The following is an 18,897-nucleotide window of genomic DNA, read 5'->3' as shown; positions in this document are numbered from 1 at the left end:
CCTCACGGATGAATTTCGAAGAGCAAGGCGGTTGCGTCGTCGCTGACCTTGTAGCGCGGATAGAGTCTTCCATCCGGATCGCGGTTGCGCTCCATGTGGCGCAGTTCCGCCAGAAGGGTGCCGAGCCCGCAATCGCGCGCCGCTGCGACGAGCCCTGCGGTGTCGTAAAGCTCGTACTGGTCCCGAAGCGCGGCAAAGCCGTCGGTGCAGAGCAGGCCGGTCAGGGAGCCCGAAAACGGCACGCTTTCTCGCACTATGTAGTCGGCGGCCTGCGGCGCCGTGCCGAGCGTCCAGAGCGGCCCCTCCGGCGTATTGTAGCGGGCGCGACCGGCGCGCAGGTCCGCCTGCACGGAGGAATCGAGCGTGAGCGAGGAAGGTGTCGCCAGCCTGCCGGAGCGGGAAAGGGCAGCCCGCGCCCGCTCCCGTTCAGCCGCATAGCTTTCCTTCAGCGCGCTCGTGTCGAAGTTCTCGCCACTGTCGTTGGCAAGGATGAACAGCCTGCAATCGCCGAGTCCGTAGGTGACCAAGGTGCCATCTTCCACGGAAACCATCTGGAAGCCGGCGACCGGCAGCGCCCATGCTTCGAGCGCGATGCCGGCCGAGGCGGCGTGCACTTCCTCCTTCGCCCTGCGGTTTATCTCGCGCACCATTTCCGCGACCGGCCGGTCGGCAAGTTCGAGGAAGCCGTCGCGGGCGAAGTGCGAAAGCCACCGCGCGTCGGAACCGTGGCCCGTCATCAGCGGCTGATTGCCCAGTCCCGTGGCGCCGTCGATGACGAAGGCCCGGCCGTCCGATGCGCCATACGTGTCTTCGTTGGGCCTTGCCTCGTGTCCTGCATCCGTCAGGCTGTCCAGCACCGTCAACTTCATCGCGAGTTCCGTGTTGTTGTGGAACCGCAAGATCGGACGGCCATTGTGACGCGGTTGTGACGCGCGTCTATTAAAATAGCTTTCCGTGCAAGAGCGATTGAACATACCAAGAACATTCGCTAGCCTGCCGTGCATGGCGATTCCGATCAGCAACCGGCAGGCACGGCGTATCTTTCTCGAACGGCAGGGGCTTTCGCGGCCGCCGAACCGCATGCTCGGAAAGGACGGGCTCTACGCGCTGATCCACGATCTCGGCTTCGTCCAGGTCGATAGCATTGCGACGGTGGAGCGCGCGCACCACCAGATCCTGTTTTCCCGCAACCAGACCTACCGGCCGGAGCACCTGACAGCACTTCTCGAAAAGGACCGCGCGCTCTTCGAGCACTGGACGCACGACGCCTCGATCATTCCCTCCGCCTTCTTTCCCTACTGGAAGCACCGGTTCACCCGCCGCGAGGGCCATATCCGCGAGAACTGGCGCAAGTGGCAGGGGGAGGGCTTCGACCGGGCCTTCGAGGAGACTTACGAGCGCATCCGCGAGACCGGCCCGGTCATGGCCCGCGACGTGAAGGCGGAGGACCACAAGTCCGGCGGCTGGTGGAACTGGCACCCCTCGAAGACGGCGCTCGAATTCCTCTGGCACACCGGCAAGCTCGCGATTTCCGCGCGGGAGAATTTCCAGAAGGTCTACGATCTCGCCGAGCGGGTGATCCCGCCCGGGCATTTTTCCGCCGAGGTCGACCACGACGCCTTCGTCGACTGGGCCTGCCGCGGCGCGCTGACGCGGCTCGGCTTCGCCACCCATGGCGAGATCGCCGCCTTCTTCGAGCTCGTCACCCCGCAGGAGGCGAAGGCCTGGGTGGAGCGCCACCGCGACGAACTCGAGGAAGTCTCGCTCGAAACGGTGGACGGCAAGCCGCGCGCCTCCTTCGCCCTTGCCGAAAGCCTGCCGGCACTCCTCGACCCGCCGGAGCCGCCGGCCCGCATCCGCACCTTGAGCCCCTTCGACCCGCTGATCCGCGACCGCAACCGCACCGAACGGCTCTTCGGCTTCTTCTACCGCATCGAGATCTTCGTGCCCGAGCCGAAGCGCGAATACGGCTACTACGTCTTCCCGCTCTTGGAAGCCGACCGCCTCGTCGGCCGCATCGACATGAAGGCGGACCGCAAGACGGGCGTGCTGGCGGTCCGGCGCCTCTGGTGGGAGCCGGGCGTGAAACCCTCCGCCGGGCGGCTGGAAAGGCTGGAGGCCGAGCTTTCCCGCATCGCCAGATTCGCCGGCGTGGAGAAGGTGGAGTATGGCGAGGGGTGGCTGGGGTGAGGGGGGAGGGCGGGGCGCTGAGGTTCTGTCCGTTATTGAGGCCGTCCGATGGTGTCATATGGCCCTAATGGACATTCAAAACTTCGGAGTGAGGTATGTCCGCAGGCGTATACCCCTGCGGACACCACCCCATACCCTGGCCTTATGTCCTCTCTGTCGTAGTGGAGGCTGGCAAAGGAAGATCGCGCGTATTGCCGGTGGAGGATACGAAGCTACCAAACCACCGGCCCTATGGGGGGAAGCGGTTGAACAGAGGGACTTAAATACCCCCTCGTAAAAATTCTCAGTTTCGTCACTTGGTAACTTTGTGATGTATAAGCTGCCTACGCCCTCAACCCAAAGGGTCCTCGGAGACCATCCGCAGGTGCACTTCAACATACGAACATTGCTGCCGCGCCCGGCTACAGTCAGGATTTCAAATGAGCCTTAGAAACGATCTCCTTCAAGCCAAGACCGAAGAAGACGTGAAGGATGCCTACATTAAGGCGATCGGGCTCAAGGCTTACAACAAAACGCTTGTTGATATCCGCACTAAAGAGATTTGGTTTGAGGCGAAGGGGTTTCCCACACCTCCAGTCGTAATGTTTGCGCAATTGCTGTTTTATGTGAGAAGCGCAAGGAAGCTCGGAGAACAGATCCCGCCTTTTCTATGCGTAATCGACACCGAAAAAGCTGCGATCATGGAGACATCCAAGGCTCTTCCGATCCTGGATGAGAAGTCGATCAAATGGCCCAAGTCGGGATCAAAGATCGATAAGTCTCTCGCGATCCAGTTGGCGCCTCATATCGAAACTCATTTCGTTGTTTATCAATTAGATACATATGAACGAGACTTTATTGGGGCGATCCGCTCCGCCATTGCCTCCGGCAAAATCATTCGCACACCCATTACGCCGGATAATCTCCGGCAAGTATTTGATAAATGGGTGGAGATGATCGGTAGCGAACTGACGGGTGTATCGGCCACAGATTACGCTTTGCTCTTCTTTGCTGACATCATGCATGACGGGAAGAAGGCTGCAGTTAAAGATCTGCCCGCCAAGCTTCTTCATGACGACGACAAACCCGTCTTCTTTTTGAATGGCGTGATGTATGAGCTAAACAACCTCCACGGCTACCGGAATTTCTGGGCGATCTACCATCGCCCGCCGGAAGCCGAATACCGGAGATACTTGCTTGAACGCCGGGATAGCCTGCTGCCTCTCGATGAGCGTGAATTCAAGGGCGCGTATTACACTCCACTAAAGGTTGTTGATAAGGCGTATGATGAACTTGCGGCCGTCCTCGGAAAGAATTGGCAGAAGCGTTACATCGTTTGGGATATGTGCTGCGGCGTAGGAAATCTCGAAGTAAAGCATTCAAACTATCATAATATATTCATGAGCACTATCGATCGAGCAGATATCGATGTAATGAAGGCATCTCATACCTGCGTCGGCGCAACAATATTTCAATATGACTATCTAAATGATGACATCAACGAGTTCGGACTTATCGATTATTCTCTATCCGACAAAGTTCCATCCGCCTTGCGAACAGCGATTGCGGACGCGAGGGCAAAGAAGCCTGGTGCGAAAAAAATCCTTGTTTTGATTAATCCGCCTTATGCGGAAGCGACTAGTTCAGACAACGCGGCCAGTAGAGGTGTCGATCGAAGCAAGACCGGCGTTGCTCGATCAAAATTTGCCGCTGCCGGTATGGCTGACTATGGTAAAGCCAGCAATGAACTCTTTACTCAGTTCATCGCGCGAGTTCATAAAGAGATCCCTTCTGCCACGGTGGCTACCTTCGGAAAGCTCAAGTACGTCAACTCCCAGGCATTCGAAGACTTCAGGAAAACATGGCAGGCAAAATATCTCGGTGGTTTTGTTGTCCATAGTCGGGCATTCGATGATTTGAAGGGCGATTTCCCGATCGGCTTTCTTATCTGGGACACATCTAAGCCTGAGCCTATTACTGAAATCGTGACAGACGTTCTTGACCGCAATGCGATATATGTCCGTGACAAAACGTTTGTAAACGTCGACAACGACTTACTGTTATCGACATGGCCCGCACGTCCCAAGACCAACAAGACCCCCGCAATACCGCTTAAGGGGGCTGTTGAACCAGCAACAACGACCGCAGACCTGAGAGGAACTAGATGGTCCGAGGGTGCCCTCGGATGGTTTAACTGCGCTGGCAACGACCTTCAACAGGCCAGCCGCTTGACCATGATACTATCCTCCGGCTTCGCGAGTGGACGAGGATTTTTCATCAACAAAGACAACTTATGGCAAGTTGCTGTTATGTTTGCTGTTCGGCGCATCGTAAAGCCTACATGGCTCAACGATCGAGACCAATTTTTGCAACCGACGGAGCAACTCTCCAACGAGTTCAAGAACGATTGCTTGGTCTGGACACTATTTAACGGCGCAAACTACGCTGCTTCCGTGGACAAACTGCGCTGGGATGGAAAGGACTGGCCGCTGGTAAATCACTTCCTACCATTTACGGAAACAGAGGTAGGCGCCAAAACGGCTTTTGCATCAAATTTCATGACAACCTACATGTCTAAGCTAAAGCTCTCTACCGAAGCTAAGACCGTGATGAGCGAAGGACGTAAATTATTCCAGCAGTACCATCAGCAAAAGTTCGGCAGAACTATCATTGATGAATACAAGCTCGGCCGCCCGGACGTGGGATGGTGGCAGGTTCGTCGAGCACTCAAGGACAATTCGGCTAACCAATTGACCGACTTCGACCCATTTGACGCGGCGTACGAAACCCTCAGCGAGAAAATCTTACCACAGGTGTATGAGTTAGGCTTTTTGCTCGACTGATTTCTGCGCACGGCGGCCTTGGAGTGATTGCCCATCAAGCTTGACCGCTGGATAACTTGCGGACTTTTTATGCTTATGCGATGCAGAGACACAAAAGGGGGACATCGTGTCCCCCCTAGTCATCCCTGAGAGCCCGGTTTCTAAGGCTTTTGAGCGATGGTGGGCGCTCCCTCCGGCGCCACCAGTGCAAGTCAGCTGCGGTCCTTGGGCGCCCGCCCTCAAACAATCTCCGTCCCGGTGATCCGGATCCCGAACCCTTCGAGCCCGACATAGTGCCGTTCGCGTGAGGCAAAGAGGCGGATGGAGGTGACGCCGAGGTCTTTGAGGATCTGCGCGCCGAGGCCGATTTCCAGCCATTCGCTTTCGCGAGCCTGCGCCTGTTCGTGCGCCTCGCGCTCGTGGTGGCCGGCGCGCGCGGTGGTCGAGACGCCGACGCCGACGGAGCCTTCGCGCAGGTAGACGATGACGCCGCGGCCCTTCTCGGCGATCTTCTTCATGATGTCGTCGATCTGCCGGCCCTTGCCGAACACGTCCTGGCCGACATGCTCAAGATGCAGGCGCACCGGAATGTCGACGCCGTCGCGGATGTCGCCGAAGACGACGGCGAGATGCTGCATCGGGTCCCAGGGCAGCGAATAGGCATGCGCCTTGGCCGGGCCGTAGGGCGTTTCGATGCCGAAGCTCGAGGCGAGCTGGATCAGCGTTTCCTTGCGCTGGCGGTAGGCGATGAGGTCGGCGACGGAGAGCAGCTTCAGCCCGTGTTCGGCGGCGAAGCTTGCGACCTGCGGGCCGCGCTTCACCGTGCCGTCGTCGTTGACGAGCTCGGAGATCACGCCGATCTGCGGCAGGCCGGCGAGCTTGCAGAGGTCGACGGCGGCTTCGGTATGGCCCGAGCGCATCAGCACGCCGCCCTCGCGGGCGACCAGCGGGAAGATGTGGCCGGGACGGACGAAATCGGCGGCGCCGACATTCGGATTGGCGAGATTGCGCACGGTGAGCGTGCGGTCGTCGGCGGAAATGCCGGTGGTCGTGCCGTGCTTGAAGTCGACCGAGACGGTGAAGGCCGTCGTGTGGGCGCTGTCGTTTTCGGCGACCATGGCGCTGAGGTTGAGGCGTTTTGCCTCTTCGCGCGGCATCGGCGCACAGACGATCCCGGAGGTGTGGCGGACGATGAAGGCCATCTTCTCGGCCGTGCAGTGGACGGCGGCGACGATCAGGTCGCCCTCGTTCTCCCGGTCGTCGTCGTCGACGACCACGACGATCTCGCCCGCCTCGAAGGCGCGGATGGCATCGACGACGCGGCTCTGGTCATAGCTCATGGACAAACCTCACTTCAGCCGGCCGGTCTGGCCGCGATCTCGCAAATAATGATCGGCGATGATGCATGCCAGCATCGCCTCGCCGACGGGGACTGCCCGGATTCCGACACACGGGTCGTGGCGGCCCTTGGTGCGCACGTCGACATTGTTGCCGTCGGCGTCGATGGACTTGCGCTCGGTCAGGATCGAGGAGGTCGGCTTGATGGCGAAGCGCGCGACGACCGGCTCGCCGGTCGAAATGCCGCCGAGGATGCCGCCGGCGTGGTTCGACAGGAAGAGCGGCTTGCCGTCATTGCCCATGCGCATCTCGTCGGCGTTTTCCTCGCCGGTGATCTCGGCCGCGCCGAAGCCGTTGCCGATCTCCACACCCTTGACGGCGTTGATCGACATCAGGCCGCTTGCGATGTCCTGGTCGAGCTTGCCGTAGATCGGCGCGCCGAGCCCGGCCGGTACACCCTCCGCCACGAGTTCGATCACCGCGCCGACGGAGGAGCCGGCCTTGCGGATGCCGTCGAGATACTCTTCCCAGACCGGAACGATCTCGGGATCGGGCGCGAAGAACGGGTTCTCGCCCACCTGCGCCCAGTCCCAGTTGGCGCGGTTGATTTTGTGCTTGCCGATCTGCACCAGCGCGCCGCGGATGGTGACGCCGGGGATGACGAGGCGGGCGATGCCGCCGGCGGCGACACGCGCGGCCGTCTCGCGGGCGGAGGAGCGCCCGCCGCCGCGATAGTCGCGGATGCCGTATTTGACGTCATAGGTGTAGTCGGCGTGCCCCGGACGGTATTGCCGGGCGATCTCGCCGTAGTCCTTCGAGCGCTGGTCGGTGTTCTCGATCATCAGCGAGATCGGCGTGCCGGTGGTGACGAAGGAACCGTCCTCCTGCGGCATCACGCCGGAGAGCACCTTGACCAGGTCCTCCTCGCGTCGCTGGGTGACGAAACGCGACTGGCCGGGCTTGCGCTTGTCGAGCCACGTCTGCAGGTCCTCCTGGCGGAAGCGGAGGCCGGGCGGGCAGCCGTCGACGACGGCGCCGAGTGCCGGCCCGTGGCTTTCGCCCCAGGTGGTGACGCGGAACAGATGACCGAAGGTGTTGTGCGACATGTCTCAAGGTCCGGAACTTGGGCGGCCGGGCCGCCTTCTCGTGTTGGGGCACACACATAGTGGAAAACCACCCGCAGGGGAAAGGCTTTTTCCTCTCTCCGGAGCCGGCGGACGGCGGCTGCCGTCATGCCTCCCGTGCGGTCGGTGCGCCGGCGCGCCGGGCGGCGAAGCGGGCGAATTCCGCGAAGGGAAGGGGCTTTGCGAAGGCATAGCCCTGCAGCTCGTCGCATCCGAGTGTTCGCAGGAGCTCGGCATGCGCCGGCGTTTCAACCCCTTCGGCGATCGTCTCCACGCCGAGCGAGCGGGCGATGTCGATGATCGAGCGTACCAGCGCGCGCTCCTGCGGCGAGTTGAGGATCGGCATGACCAGCTGCCGGTCGATCTTCAGCCGCTTCGGCTTGAGGCGCAGCAGGCTGACGATCGAGGTGTGGCCGGTGCCGAAGTCGTCGATCTCGACGTCGATGCCGAGCGCCTTGATGTCGGCGAGGTTGGCGCTCGCCGGATCGTCGCTGTCGTCGAGGAAGATCGATTCCACGAGTTCGAAGGCGATCTCTCCCGGGCGGATGCTGAGGCCGCGAAGCTGGTCCACCAGCGCCGGATCGTGCAGCCGTCGCGAGGAAACGTTGACCGATATCCGCGGCAGGTCGATGCCCTGTGCCATCCAGCGCATCTTGTCGCGCAGCGCCGTCTCCAGCACCAGCTGGTCGATGCGGGCCATGACGTTGAGGTCCTCCGCCAGACGGAGGAACCGCCCGGAGGCGAGAATACCCTGGTCGGGATGCTGCCAGCGCACCAGCGCCTCCGCCCCGGTGAGCCGCATCGTCGTCGCGTCGAATTGCGGCTGGTACCAGACGGTGAACTCGTCGCGTTCGAGGCCGGCGAGGATGTCGTCGGCGAGCCTCTTGCGGGTCACGATGTTGGCCTGCAGCGCCTGGGAGAAGAATTCGTAGCCGTTCCGTCCCTTCTCCTTCGCCTGGTAGAGGGCGATGTCGGCGTTGATCAGCACCTTGCGCGGGTCGGAGCCGATCCCTTGCGAGCGGGCGATGCCGATCGATACGCCGCAGCGGCAGGAGAATCCGTCGAAGTCGACGGGCTTGCGCATCTCCTCGATGATTCGCTCGCTGAGCAGCGAAAGCTCCTCCGTCGTCACCGGACGGGTGATCAGGATCACGAATTCGTCGCCGCCGATGCGTGCCACCAGGTCGTCTTTCTCGACGGCCTGCGAGAGGATGTCGGCGGCGTGGGTCAGAACCGCGTCGCCGGCGGCGTGGCCGAGCGTGTCGTTGATCTCCTTGAAGCGGTCGAGGTCGAGATGCAGGATCGCAAACCGCGTCCCGCTTGTCGGGCTCGCGCGCCCGAGCCGGTCGAGCTCGTCGTCGAGCTTACGGCGGTTGGCGAGCGCCGTCAGTGGATCGTGCAGGGCGTTGAACTCGATCCGGTTCTTGGCGAGTTCGAGCTCGATGTTGCGGGCGTCGGCCTCGGCCTTCGCGGCGCGCAGTTCCTCGGCGAGAAGGGCGTCGGCGGTGACGTCGAAGGCGATGCCGATGATCTTTTCCTTGCCGTCCCTGCCGACATGCACCTGGCCGACCGAGCGGACATAGCGCGGCTCGCCGTTCGGCAGCAGGATCTGTTGCAGCGTGTTGATCGTCGTTGCGGTTTCGAGCGCCTTGTTGGTGGCGGCGAGCACCCGCTCGCGGTAGTCGGGATGCAGGCAGGAGAGCCAGCCCTGCTGGTCGAGCCGGTGCGGGCTGTAGGGAAGACCGTAGAGCTGGTGCATCCGCTCGTCCCACAGTGCCGTCGCGGACACGGGATCGGCTTCCCAGATGCCGCAATTGTAGGAGGCGAGCGCGAGGTCGAACTTGTGCGAGAGTTCGGAGAGCTCCTGTTCGCGGCTCGACAGTTCATCGAGCGCGAGCTCGAGTTCGGCATTCTTGATGTCGCTCGTCTGTTTGGCGTCGCGCAGCGTCTGCGTCATCAGCGCATCCGCGGTGACGTCGAGGACGACGCCGATCAGCCGGCTTTCACCTTCCTCTCCGACGGAATGGGCGCCGACCGAGCGAAGGTGGCGCACGGCGCCGTCGGGCAGCACGACCCGGTAGTTCAGGTCGGTGGTATCCGTTACGGCGATGCAGCTGTAGGCGAAGGCCTGTGCCTCGATCCTCTCGCGGTCGTCGGGGTGGATCGACGCGGTCCAGTCGGAGATCCGGTCCTCGTCGTCCGCGAAGCTCGGCGCACATCCGTGGAGGGCCGCGCTCCGGTCGTCCCAGAGGAGCACATGGCCGTCCAGCTTCACCTCCCAGATGCCGATATCGGCCGAGTCCATTGCGAGATTCAGGCGCTGGGAAAGATCGCGCAGCTTCTTCTCGCGCCGCTTGAGTTCGGCAACGTAGCGGTTGCGGTCGCGAAACAGGATGCCGGTGACGGCGGCCGGAATCATGATCGCCGCGCCGGCGAGGAAGATCGCCAGCCGGATCGCGAAGCGGTTTTCCGGCGGCGTGTCCCAGCCGCCCTGCGGTGCCGCCAGGATTTCGAAAGCGCCGCCGGGCACGTCGAGCCGCGCGGTCTCCGGCGCCGCGCCGGTCGCAAAGCGTGGCCCGATGTCGAGCGATGCCGCCTCCGGCGCGACATGCCTGATCGCCCATTGCAGGTCTGCAAGCGGAAGAGGTCCTGCCGCCGGCATTCCGTTGTCCGGTGGCAGCAAACCGCTCGCCTGGAGGAGACCCCGGGCATCGACCGTCATGGCAAAGAGGCCCTCGCCGTCCGCGCCGGCCCCGGGGAGGGGTACGGAGAACCGGAAGGCATCGTCTCCGAGCCGGAGCATCTGTCCTCCTTCCGGAGCCGTTGGCGGCGAGACGGCCGCGCCCGCAGGCGCATTCGCGCGGGCATAAAGCGTCTCGGCAGCGGCCGCCGGGCCGGCCTTGTACTCAAACGTGCGGATGTGGTCCTTGCCGTAGCCGAGGATCGCGGCGGCGCGACGCAACTGGGCGGGATCGGAATTGATGGCGGCTTCGGAAGCGAGGTGACGGATGGTGGCGAAATCGGCGGCGATCTCGGTCTGGAGCGCGAAGCGGATGACCTGCATTCCGTCGCGCACGCGCTGTTCCAGAGCCGTCCGGTGCGTCATCGTGTAGCGCTGGTCGGCAAGGACGCCTGCTGCGACTATGACGCAAGCCAGCATGCCGGAGCCGAGCAGGAAGGAGCCGCTGTTCCGCGCCCGGCCCCTGCGCCATCTGGATGTACGGCTCGGCATGTCCACGTTTCGACGTTCCCTTCGTCCGAATGCGGGCCGTAATGATCCTCCCGACGTCTGCGGTCGTGACCCGTACACGCTCGAGGATGGCGGCAGCGGCGGAGATACTAGGCGCGCGCGGGTTAATTTAGGATTTCAGGCCCAGAAATGGTCGGCTGGAAATGACCTCGTGAGGCATTTCCCGTCGATGGGAAGGCCGAAAACTGTTGCCCTTTCACACGCCGTCTTCACGGGTGCTTGATCGCAGCCCGGTTCCCGTGCCAACAATCGCACGGAAATGTCATTTTTACGGGCAACTTCTGCCACATTCTGGAGGCTTACTTTGTTCAATGTTTTTAATGCACTAGTAGCGGCAAAGGTTTTCCGGATGCGTTTCGTCATGGCAGTTCTGCTCGGCACTGCGAGCTTCTTGTCCCCGCTGAGCGCGCTCGCGGGCAGCAATGACGTCGAGGCGACGATCCGTTCTCTCAACGCCGATCAGCTCACGATGACGCTGGACGACGGAAAGACTTATGTCCTGCCGCAGGAGTTCAATTTCGAAGGCCTGGAAAGCGGCGTCAAGGTGATCGTGTTCTTCACCGAGGTCGACGGCAAGCGCATCGTCGACGATCTCCAGGTGGTCGGCGAATAACGCTCTCCGACCCCGTCTACAGCCAGGCGACCGTCCCGCCATCGCGGTCGATCTTCAGGATACGGTCCTGGGGAACGTTCATGTTGCAGGCGGCATCCCGCGACCATTTGCCGATGAGGCGGAAGACGCTGCGCACGACGCCGCCGTGGCTGACGCAGACCGTCGGGCGGTCGACGGAGGTGAGCCATGCGCCGACGCGCCAGGAGAGGATTTCATAGCTTTCGGCGGCCTCGCCGGGCGGGATGAAGTCCCATTTTTCCCGTCTGCGTGCATCGACCCGGTCGGGAGCCTGCCGGCGCAGTTCGGCGAGCGTGAAGCCCTGCCAGTCTCCGAAGGAGAGTTCCATCAGCCGCGTTTCGGTCCGGTAGGCCGTGGGATCGAGGCCCATGGCCGCCCGCACCCGTTCCATGGTTTCGCGGGTGCGCCCGAGCGGGGAGGCGACGTAGTCGTAGCTTTCAGCCTCGTCGCCGAGTTCGGCCGCAAGCCTTTCGCCGTTGCGGCTCGCCTGGCTGCGACCGAGGGCGTTGAGGGGCACGTCCTGCTGCCCCTGCAGCCTTCCTTCCGCGTTCCAGTCGGTCTGACCGTGGCGAATCATGTAGATGAGCACGGCAGACCACTCCAGAAGCGGAAGATTATTCCTTGGATACGGAGATGTCCGGGGCGTCGACCGCCTTCATGCCGACGGTGTGGTAGCCACAGTCGACGTGGTGGACTTCGCCGGTAACGCCAGTCGAGAGATCGGAAAGCAGGTACATGCCTGACTTGCCGACTTCGTCGGTCGACACGTTGCGCTTCAGCGGCGAATTGTACTCGTTCCACTTGAGGATATAGCGGAAGTCGCCGATGCCCGAGGCGGCGAGCGTCTTGATCGGGCCGGCCGAGATCGCGTTGACGCGGATGCCGCGGCCGCCCATGTCGACGGCGAGGTAGCGCACGCTCGCTTCGAGCGCGGCCTTGGCGACGCCCATGACGTTGTAGTGCGGCATGACCTTCTCGGCGCCGTAATAGGTGAGCGTCAGCAGCGAGCCGCCGTCGTTCATGATCCGCTCGGCACGTGCCGCGACCGCCGTGAACGAATAGACGGAGATGTCCATCGTGCGGGTGAAGTTGTCACGTGTCGTCTCGATGTAACGGCCCGTCAACTCGTCCTTGTCGGAGAAGGCGATCGCATGAACGACGAAGTCGATCTTGCCCCACTTTTCTTCGAGATTGTTGAAAACGGCGTCGATGCTTTCGAGATCGGTGACGTCGCAGTCGCCGGCCATGAAGGCGTCCAGTTCCTGGGCGAGGGGTTCGACGCGCTTGCGCAGGGCATCGCCCTGCCACGTCAACGCGATGTCCGCGCCTGCGTCACGGCAGGCCTTGGCGATACCCCATGCGATGGAACGGTTGTTTGCGACGCCCATGATTACGCCGCGCTTGCCTGCCATGAGGCCGGAACCTTGAACCATGTTTTGTTTCCCTAAGACTTTCGATTGAAACTGCCTATGGCATAGCCCGCATCCCGGTTCAAGATTGACCGGGATCATCTACTGTTAGGCTGCGTAACAAAGGGTGTGAATGTCACAAATACTTCACAAGAAGAGCCCGTGGCGCATCAGCCGCATGAGGTCGGTGACCTTCTCGTCCGGCTTCTCCCAGAGCAATACGCGAAGCTCCACGGCGAGTACGCCGCGTTTTCCCTCGGCGTCCACAAGGCCGAGATCGTCGATGCGGATGATTTGGTCCGAGCCGGACCACGGCGGGATGGTGACCTGGACGGATCCCGTCGGGGTTTCGACGCTCGTCTCGCAACCGAGAACGGCATCCTCCAGCGTGATCGGCAATACCGTGTGGATGTCATAGCCTTCGGTGCGGAACTTCTCCGTCTTCTGCACCCGGATCGTCACGGCGACGTCACCGCGCTGCATGCCCTGGATCTTGAGACCCTGGCCTTTCAGGCGAACGATGTCCCCGTCCTTCAATCCGTCGTCGAGGTTGACGCGAACGTCGCGCCCGTCGGCAAGCGTGACCGTCACCGGGGACCGGTTCAGGAGGTCGGTGATCGCGACCTGCGCGTCGGCCAGCATGTCGGGCGCCGTCTCGGGCGCCGACTGCACGCCGCGAAGGCGCCGCACCAGCGCGCTGATGAGTTCGATCGGCCGGAGCGATGCGGGGCCGAAGGTGCCGCCACCATTCTCTTCCTCGGCCTTCGTCGCCTGGTCTTCCCGCCGCAGGCTCTCGGCGGCGGCCGCAGCCTCCGGGCTGTCGCCAAAGATGCGGGCGACGACGTCTTCCGGGCTTTCGGAACCGGCCTTTCCGGCAGGCTTTGCCTTTGCCTGCGGCTGTGGCTGAGCCTGCGGCTGGGCCTGTCCCTGTCCCTGGGCCGCCTGCGCCTGTCTCTCGGCCTTCGCCCTCTCGGCTTCGGCGCGCTGCAGTTCGGCGAGAATGCGCTCGGCATTCTCCTTCGCTTCCTTCGCGCGTTCCGCCGCCTCGCGAGCGGCCTGGCGCTGCTGCAGGATCGTCTGTTCGCGCATGCGGTTCTCCGCTCTCTCGCGTTGCCGGTCGTATCGATTGCGCTTCTCGGGATCCTTGAGGATCTCGTAGGCCCGGCCGATCTCGGCGAAGCGATGGCTCGCCTCGGGATCGTCCTGGTTGTGGTCGGGATGGACGGATTTCGCCTTGGTGCGCCAGGCCGTCTTTATCTCGTCGGCTCCTGCATTCCGCCGCACGCCCAGCACTGAATAGAAGTCGCGCATCCAGGTCCCCGATGAATGGTCGTGGCACGCTCCGCAGGCGGAGGGCCGGCCGTTGAACGTTCGGTGCGGACGACCTCCGTCGCGCGCACAGACGCCCGATCATCGCAAGAAGTTGCTAATCAGAAGTTACGCAGGAAGAACGAGAAGCGCCGCGGTGATTCGGGGCGCCGGTATGCGATCGCGAGTCCGGTCTTGGGAAGGTATGACCGCCTCAGGGCTGGCGGTCGAAGCTCATGAGCCGCCAGCCGGGCCCGACCGCACAGGTCTTGCCGCTGAAATAGGCGATGCCCTCGTAGGAGTGACGGGTGGTCGAGAAGTCACGGCAGACGAAGCCGCTCTGCTTCTGCTCGCGAATCGCGGTGACGACGCCCGCGCTGCCCGTCGAGGCGTTCGCCCATGGCAGCGGATCGGAGCCGAGCTTGGAAAGGTCCGCCGAGGAGACGGCGTTCTGCACCGTCATTTCGTCGGAGCCGCCGCTCACGGGGCTGCCGGCGACGGTGCCGGTGGCGATCGAACGGTCGACCTTCTCATCCCCGAAAAGGCCGAGTCCTCCGGCCATGCAGCCGGTCAGCGGAAGTGCGAGAAGGGCGACGGCGACAATCCTGCCGAAGCCGGGCATCCTGCCCTTTGTGCCAGTCTCTGACTTTGCTATGTCTCTCAATGGGCGTCCTGTCCAGCGCTGCAAACCTGGGCATTGGTGATGAACTTCAGGAGCATTCGACTTAATATGTCTGAATCGAAGTTAACAAGCGGTGACTTTACCGAAGAGAATGAACCTTTCACCCTTTTCGGGACGTGGCTAAAGGACGCGGAGGCCTCGGAGAACAATGATCCCAACGCTGTAGCGCTCGCGACCGTCGACGAGAACGGCCTGCCGAACGTCCGCATGGTCCTGTTGAAAGAGTTCGATACCCGCGGCTTCGTCTTCTACACCAACTTCGAAAGCCAGAAGGGACGCGAGATCCTCGGCCAGAAGAAGGCGGCCATGTGCTTTCACTGGAAATCGTTGCGCCGGCAGGTGCGCCTGCGCGGCGAAGTCGAGGTCGTCTCGGACGAGGAGGCGGACATCTATTACCGTTCCCGGCCGCTCGGCAGCCGCATCGGCGCCTGGGCGTCGAAGCAATCCCGTCCGCTGGAAAGCCGGTTCGCGCTCGAAAAGGCGGTCGCCGAGTACACCGCCCGCTACGCGCTTGGAGACATTCCGCGCCCGCCATACTGGTCCGGCTTCCGCATCAAGCCGGTGTCGATCGAGTTCTGGCACGACCGCAAGTTTCGCCTGCACGACAGGATCGAATTCCGCCGCGAGACGGTCGATTCGCCGTGGACCAAGGTCAGGATGTATCCCTGACCGTCCCTAGCCCTTGAGGCGGAAGGGAATGCCGGAGGCGAGCGCGGAGACGTAGCGTCTCTTCTGATAGAAGCCGTTCAGCGAAATCCGCGGCAACCGGAAGAGGTGCTCGGCCGAATGCCGGTCCAGCGTGCCGGGGGACGTCGTCACCGCAAGGCGGCATCCGGCGTCCTCGACGGCCCGGATGCTTTCCTTCGTGACGCTGCGACCGTCGCCGTAGGGATAGGCGAAGGTCTGCGGCCGACGGCCGGTGATCTCCTCCACATAGTCGGCGGACCGGCGCACTTCGTCGGTAACGGTGGCGGGATCGAGAAAGCCGAGCGACCGGTGGCTCACCGTGTGGGCTCCGAGGGTGACGAGCGGATGCCGCGCGAACGCCGCGAGTTCCTCTCCCGACATCACGAGATCCTCGACGATCGCCCCGGGGTCGATGCCGATTGCGGCAGCCGCGCGGTCGAGCTTTCCGATCATCGCATCCTCGCCCTCGGCACAGATCGCCCCGGCGATGCTGCGGAAGGCCGCGCGCATGTCCGCGCTCGTGCGGACGTCACGGACGATCGGCTCGCTGCCGCCGAGGTCCACCGCCTGCTCTCGACAGAGGATTGCCGCGGCCGTTTCCCACCAGATGGTGTGGCTACGCTCGGAAAACCCGCGACAGACGAAGACGGTGAAGGGAACGCCGTGCCGTTCGAAGACCGGCAGGGCGTGGTCGCGATTGTTGCGGTAGCCGTCGTCGAGGGTGAAGGCGGCGAAGGGCCGTCCCGGTTCCGGCGAGTGCAGAAGGGCAGGGACCTCTTCGAGGGAGACGAACCGGTAGCCTTCTGCTTTCAACTGCCGGATCGCGGCGTCGAGAAATTCCGGCGTGATTTCGAGATGCGCGTTGACGTCGGTCGAGGCCGGAACGAAGGGCCGGACGTGGTGCAGCGTGAAGATCGCACCGAGCCCGCGCTCCGACGCCATCGCGCCCGCGCATCGCAAGAGGTGCGATGCTTCGAGCCCGGCGGTGATGACGCCGCGTCTGGCAAACTCCCTCAGCATGGTTTCTTCGTCCTTCGCTCCTGCCGGCGAGGCATTGGTGGTGCCGTCTCGCGCAGCGTGAGGCGACCGTAGCCGATCGGCGTTAAGCGAGAGTTGCCGCGACACCCCGAAATCTACGGGGAATTGCATCCTCTTCTCATCGCAGCACGCCGTCGAGCAGAGGCAGGCCGATGATTGCGGCGGCGCCGATCAGGGCGTAGCAGATACGCCGGAAAAGCTGGTCGTCGGCCTTGCCGAAAAGCCGCGATCCGGCAAGCACGCCGAGGCCGAAGACCGGGCCGGCGACCAGCGACAAGGCTAATGCCGGCAGGTCGAAGAAGCCGGCCAACGCGTAGTTGACGCCGGTAATCAGCGAACTCGTCGCGAAATAGAAGACGAGATTGGCGCGCACCGTCGCGGCCGGCAGCGCGCCGCCGAGCCAGTAGGCGACGACCGGCGGTCCGCTCACCTGCGCCGCCCCGCCGAAGACGCCTGCCAGCGCACCGACGCCGACGGTGAGCGGCGCCGTCGGCTTGCCGTGATAACGCCAGCCGGACACCAGCAGGGCAAGCAGCGAAATGACCACGATGATGATCGCCCAGCGGACGGCGAGCGGGTCTGCATGCGCGAGGATCATCGTGCCGAGCGGCACGCCGGCGAGCGCGCCGACGAGCATGGTGCCGGCCTCGCGTTTGTCCGCCTGCCGCACGGCGCCGGGGATCATCGGCAGGGTCATCACCAGGTCGATGATGAAGAGGATCGCCACGGCGAGCCGCGGTTCGACCACGGAGCTTGCCAGCGGAACGAAGATGAGTGCGCCGCCGAAGCCGGAAAAGCCGCGCGCCAGTCCCGCGATCAGCGCCGAGGCGAGAAGGAAGGAGAGCGTGCCTGTGCTCTGGCCGGCGACATAGGCGGGGATGGCTGCGAGCGTGATCTGCGTGGGCTCCATGCCCTTCGTCCTCCTGCGTGCGGAGACCCTCTCTAGCAGAGTCGCACGGCAGGAGGACAGCCGGCATCAGCGTGCGCTTTCCCTCGGGTCGCGGAGCAGCCGGACCGCACGCCAGGAGACGAGGGCGGCCGGCAGCGACCAGAGGAAAGCGAGGATGAAGGCGGTGATGAGCGGCCCCCGCATGCCCTCGGCGCTTCTCGCCGCCGCAAGCCCAGCGGCGTTCGCCGCAAGCCCGGCCAGTGCGCCGCCGAGTGCGTAGCCGGCCGATTGCAGCGTCGGCAGGAGTGTCGAGGTCTTGTCGCGCTCGTGCGCGGGGGCGGTATCCATCAGCATCTGGCTGAGATAGCCCCAGCTCACGCCGAAGGCGGTGCCGATCGCTACTTGTGCGACGACGAGCAGGGCGATCTTGCCCGACAGCAGCGATGCGACCAGCAGGCCGAGCCCGCCGATGAGAAGAAGCGGGCCGATCCAGATCATGCTGCGCTTGCTGCCGTCCGACCGGAGGTTGGCAACGCCGATCGCCGTCAGGCTCCAGCAGATCGCCATCAGCGCGCTCAGGCCACCGGCCGCCGTCGGCGGAAAGTGCCAGAGGTTCTGCAGGCTGAAGACGAGATAGACGCTGCTCGTCGCCTGGGCGAGCGACATCAGGAGGACGGCCCAGAGCCCGAGCCCCAGCGCCGAGCCGAGCGCGAAGGCGCCCGCCGGCAGGATCGCGTCCTTTGCCCGGCGGTCGAGCCGCAGCGAGCCGGCGAGTGCGAGAGCTGCAATGAGGAGGGCGATTGCCGTCTGCGACGAGGCACCGGAAAGGCCGGCGACCAGCACCGTCACCAGCGCGGTGGCGAGCAGGGTGAGCCGGAGCCCTGGGAAGCCCGTGCTCCTCACCTCACGGTCTTGGTGCTTCGGCACGATCGTGACCGCCATCAACACGAAGATCGCGATGATCGGCACGTTGATGAAGAAGGCGGCGCGCCACGAGATCGTCTCCGTGAGATAGCCGGCGAACACCGGGCCGCCGAAGGCGGCGAGCGCCCAGATGAGAGCCTCCGCACCGAAGACCTTCGGCACCAGCCGCGGCGGGAAGATTTCGGGGATCAGCGCATAGCAGATCGCAGCGACCACACCCTCGCCGAGCCCCTGTCCGATGCGTCCGAGAAGGACGGTGCCCATCGTGCTCGCGGTCGCCGCAAGCAGCGTTCCGGCGAGGAAGACGAGGGCGGCGGCGGTGAGGACGAGACGGGCGCCGAATCGTTCCTTCAGCATGGCAGCGCTCGCGCCGGCGATGATCGAGGCGGTGAGAAAGAGCGTCAGCGACCAGGAGATGACCGCCTCGCCGCCGAGTTCGGCGACGGTTGTCGGCATCACCGTGCTGACGAGGAAGCCGTTGAAGGCGTAGAGCGCCACGCCGAGGCAGAGCATCACGGTGGCGACGAGATAGTGCGGCGCGAGCAGTTCCAGCCAGCGGCCGTCGCCCTCTTCGGGTGCGGCGGGCGACATTTCGGTGATCTCTCTTTCGTGGACGGTCATCGGTC

At 63.5% G+C, this 18,897-nt stretch carries 16 protein-coding genes; 4 read left to right on the top strand and 12 right to left on the bottom strand.

From position 1 onward, the window contains the following. Positions 1–2 precede the first annotated feature (2 nt). Complete coding sequence (locus EUU22_RS10235) at positions 3–869, bottom strand: hypothetical protein (protein WP_129331915.1); 867 nt, start codon at positions 867–869, stop codon at positions 3–5. Positions 870–1,002: 133 nt separating this feature from the next. On the opposite strand from EUU22_RS10235, the gene EUU22_RS10230 reads away from it, so the two are divergent. Next, the gene (locus EUU22_RS10230; protein WP_129331914.1) at positions 1,003–2,190 is read left to right on the top strand and encodes a winged helix-turn-helix domain-containing protein; all 1,188 of its coding nucleotides are present in this window, start codon (positions 1,003–1,005) and stop codon (positions 2,188–2,190) included. Between the two features lie 419 nt (positions 2,191–2,609). Beyond that, a complete protein-coding gene (locus EUU22_RS10225) occupies positions 2,610–5,012 on the top strand; it encodes a hypothetical protein (protein ID WP_129331913.1) in 2,403 nt (800 codons plus the stop codon). Positions 5,013–5,230: 218 nt separating this feature from the next. Here the strand turns inward: EUU22_RS10225 and ribB are convergent, their stop codons facing one another. The 4 genes from ribB to EUU22_RS25255 all read right to left on the bottom strand — a co-directional run bounded on the left by ribB (position 5,231) and on the right by EUU22_RS25255 (position 11,066). Then, positions 5,231–6,331 carry a 3,4-dihydroxy-2-butanone-4-phosphate synthase gene (gene ribB / locus EUU22_RS10220; protein ID WP_129331912.1) on the bottom strand — a complete coding sequence of 367 codons (1,101 nt, stop codon included), beginning with the start codon at positions 6,329–6,331 and terminating at the stop codon, positions 5,231–5,233. 9 nt (positions 6,332–6,340) lie between these two features. Then, entirely contained in the window at positions 6,341–7,435 is a 1,095-nt protein-coding gene (gene aroC / locus EUU22_RS10215; protein ID WP_129331911.1) for a chorismate synthase, read from the bottom strand. 124 nt (positions 7,436–7,559) lie between these two features. Beyond that, on the bottom strand, positions 7,560–10,685 hold the full coding sequence (locus EUU22_RS10210; RefSeq protein WP_245484962.1) for a sensor domain-containing protein: 3,126 nt from the start codon (positions 10,683–10,685) through the stop codon (positions 7,560–7,562). A 135-nt stretch (positions 10,686–10,820) separates the two neighbouring features. Continuing rightward, positions 10,821–11,066, bottom strand: coding sequence for a hypothetical protein (locus EUU22_RS25255; RefSeq protein WP_165351126.1), 246 nt, complete (start codon positions 11,064–11,066; stop codon positions 10,821–10,823). Between EUU22_RS25255 and EUU22_RS10205 the strand changes: the two genes are divergently transcribed. Then, positions 11,053–11,316 (top strand): DUF1344 domain-containing protein, encoded by a 264-nt coding sequence (locus tag EUU22_RS10205; RefSeq protein WP_129331910.1) that lies wholly within the window; start codon positions 11,053–11,055, stop codon positions 11,314–11,316. The two genes, EUU22_RS25255 and EUU22_RS10205, sit on opposite strands and share 14 nt — an antisense overlap. Before the next feature lie 16 nt (positions 11,317–11,332). Here EUU22_RS10205 and EUU22_RS10200 read toward each other — a convergent pair whose 3' ends face one another. From EUU22_RS10200 to EUU22_RS10185, 4 genes are all read right to left on the bottom strand, one after another. After that, positions 11,333–11,923 (bottom strand): histidine phosphatase family protein, encoded by a 591-nt coding sequence (locus EUU22_RS10200; RefSeq protein ID WP_129331909.1) that lies wholly within the window; start codon positions 11,921–11,923, stop codon positions 11,333–11,335. Between the two features lie 25 nt (positions 11,924–11,948). Further along, on the bottom strand, positions 11,949–12,767 hold the full coding sequence (gene fabI, locus EUU22_RS10195; protein ID WP_129331908.1) for an enoyl-ACP reductase FabI: 819 nt from the start codon (positions 12,765–12,767) through the stop codon (positions 11,949–11,951). 123 nt (positions 12,768–12,890) lie between these two features. Next, on the bottom strand, positions 12,891–14,054 hold the full coding sequence (locus EUU22_RS10190; RefSeq protein ID WP_129331907.1) for a DnaJ C-terminal domain-containing protein: 1,164 nt from the start codon (positions 14,052–14,054) through the stop codon (positions 12,891–12,893). 211 nt (positions 14,055–14,265) lie between these two features. Beyond that, on the bottom strand, positions 14,266–14,673 hold the full coding sequence (locus EUU22_RS10185; RefSeq protein ID WP_129331906.1) for an RT0821/Lpp0805 family surface protein: 408 nt from the start codon (positions 14,671–14,673) through the stop codon (positions 14,266–14,268). An 81-nt stretch (positions 14,674–14,754) separates the two neighbouring features. On the opposite strand from EUU22_RS10185, the gene pdxH reads away from it, so the two are divergent. Continuing rightward, complete coding sequence (gene pdxH, locus EUU22_RS10180; RefSeq protein WP_280956481.1) at positions 14,755–15,402, top strand: pyridoxamine 5'-phosphate oxidase; 648 nt, start codon at positions 14,755–14,757, stop codon at positions 15,400–15,402. Between the two features lie 6 nt (positions 15,403–15,408). Here the strand turns inward: pdxH and EUU22_RS10175 are convergent, their stop codons facing one another. From EUU22_RS10175 to EUU22_RS10165, 3 genes are all read right to left on the bottom strand, one after another. Next, positions 15,409–16,440: a polysaccharide deacetylase family protein gene (locus EUU22_RS10175; protein WP_129331941.1), complete on the bottom strand. Its 1,032-nt coding sequence runs from the start codon at positions 16,438–16,440 to the stop codon at positions 15,409–15,411. Positions 16,441–16,576: 136 nt separating this feature from the next. Continuing rightward, positions 16,577–17,368 carry a sulfite exporter TauE/SafE family protein gene (locus EUU22_RS10170; protein ID WP_129331904.1) on the bottom strand — a complete coding sequence of 264 codons (792 nt, stop codon included), beginning with the start codon at positions 17,366–17,368 and terminating at the stop codon, positions 16,577–16,579. Positions 17,369–17,434: 66 nt separating this feature from the next. Further along, the gene (locus EUU22_RS10165; protein WP_245484960.1) at positions 17,435–18,892 is read right to left on the bottom strand and encodes an MFS transporter; all 1,458 of its coding nucleotides are present in this window, start codon (positions 18,890–18,892) and stop codon (positions 17,435–17,437) included. Positions 18,893–18,897: the final 5 nt, after the last annotated feature.

The organism is Ciceribacter ferrooxidans (assembly GCF_004137355.1).
In the GTDB taxonomy this organism is placed as follows: domain Bacteria; phylum Pseudomonadota; class Alphaproteobacteria; order Rhizobiales; family Rhizobiaceae; genus Allorhizobium; species Allorhizobium ferrooxidans.
This window is presented reverse-complemented; position numbering and strand designations above follow the sequence as displayed.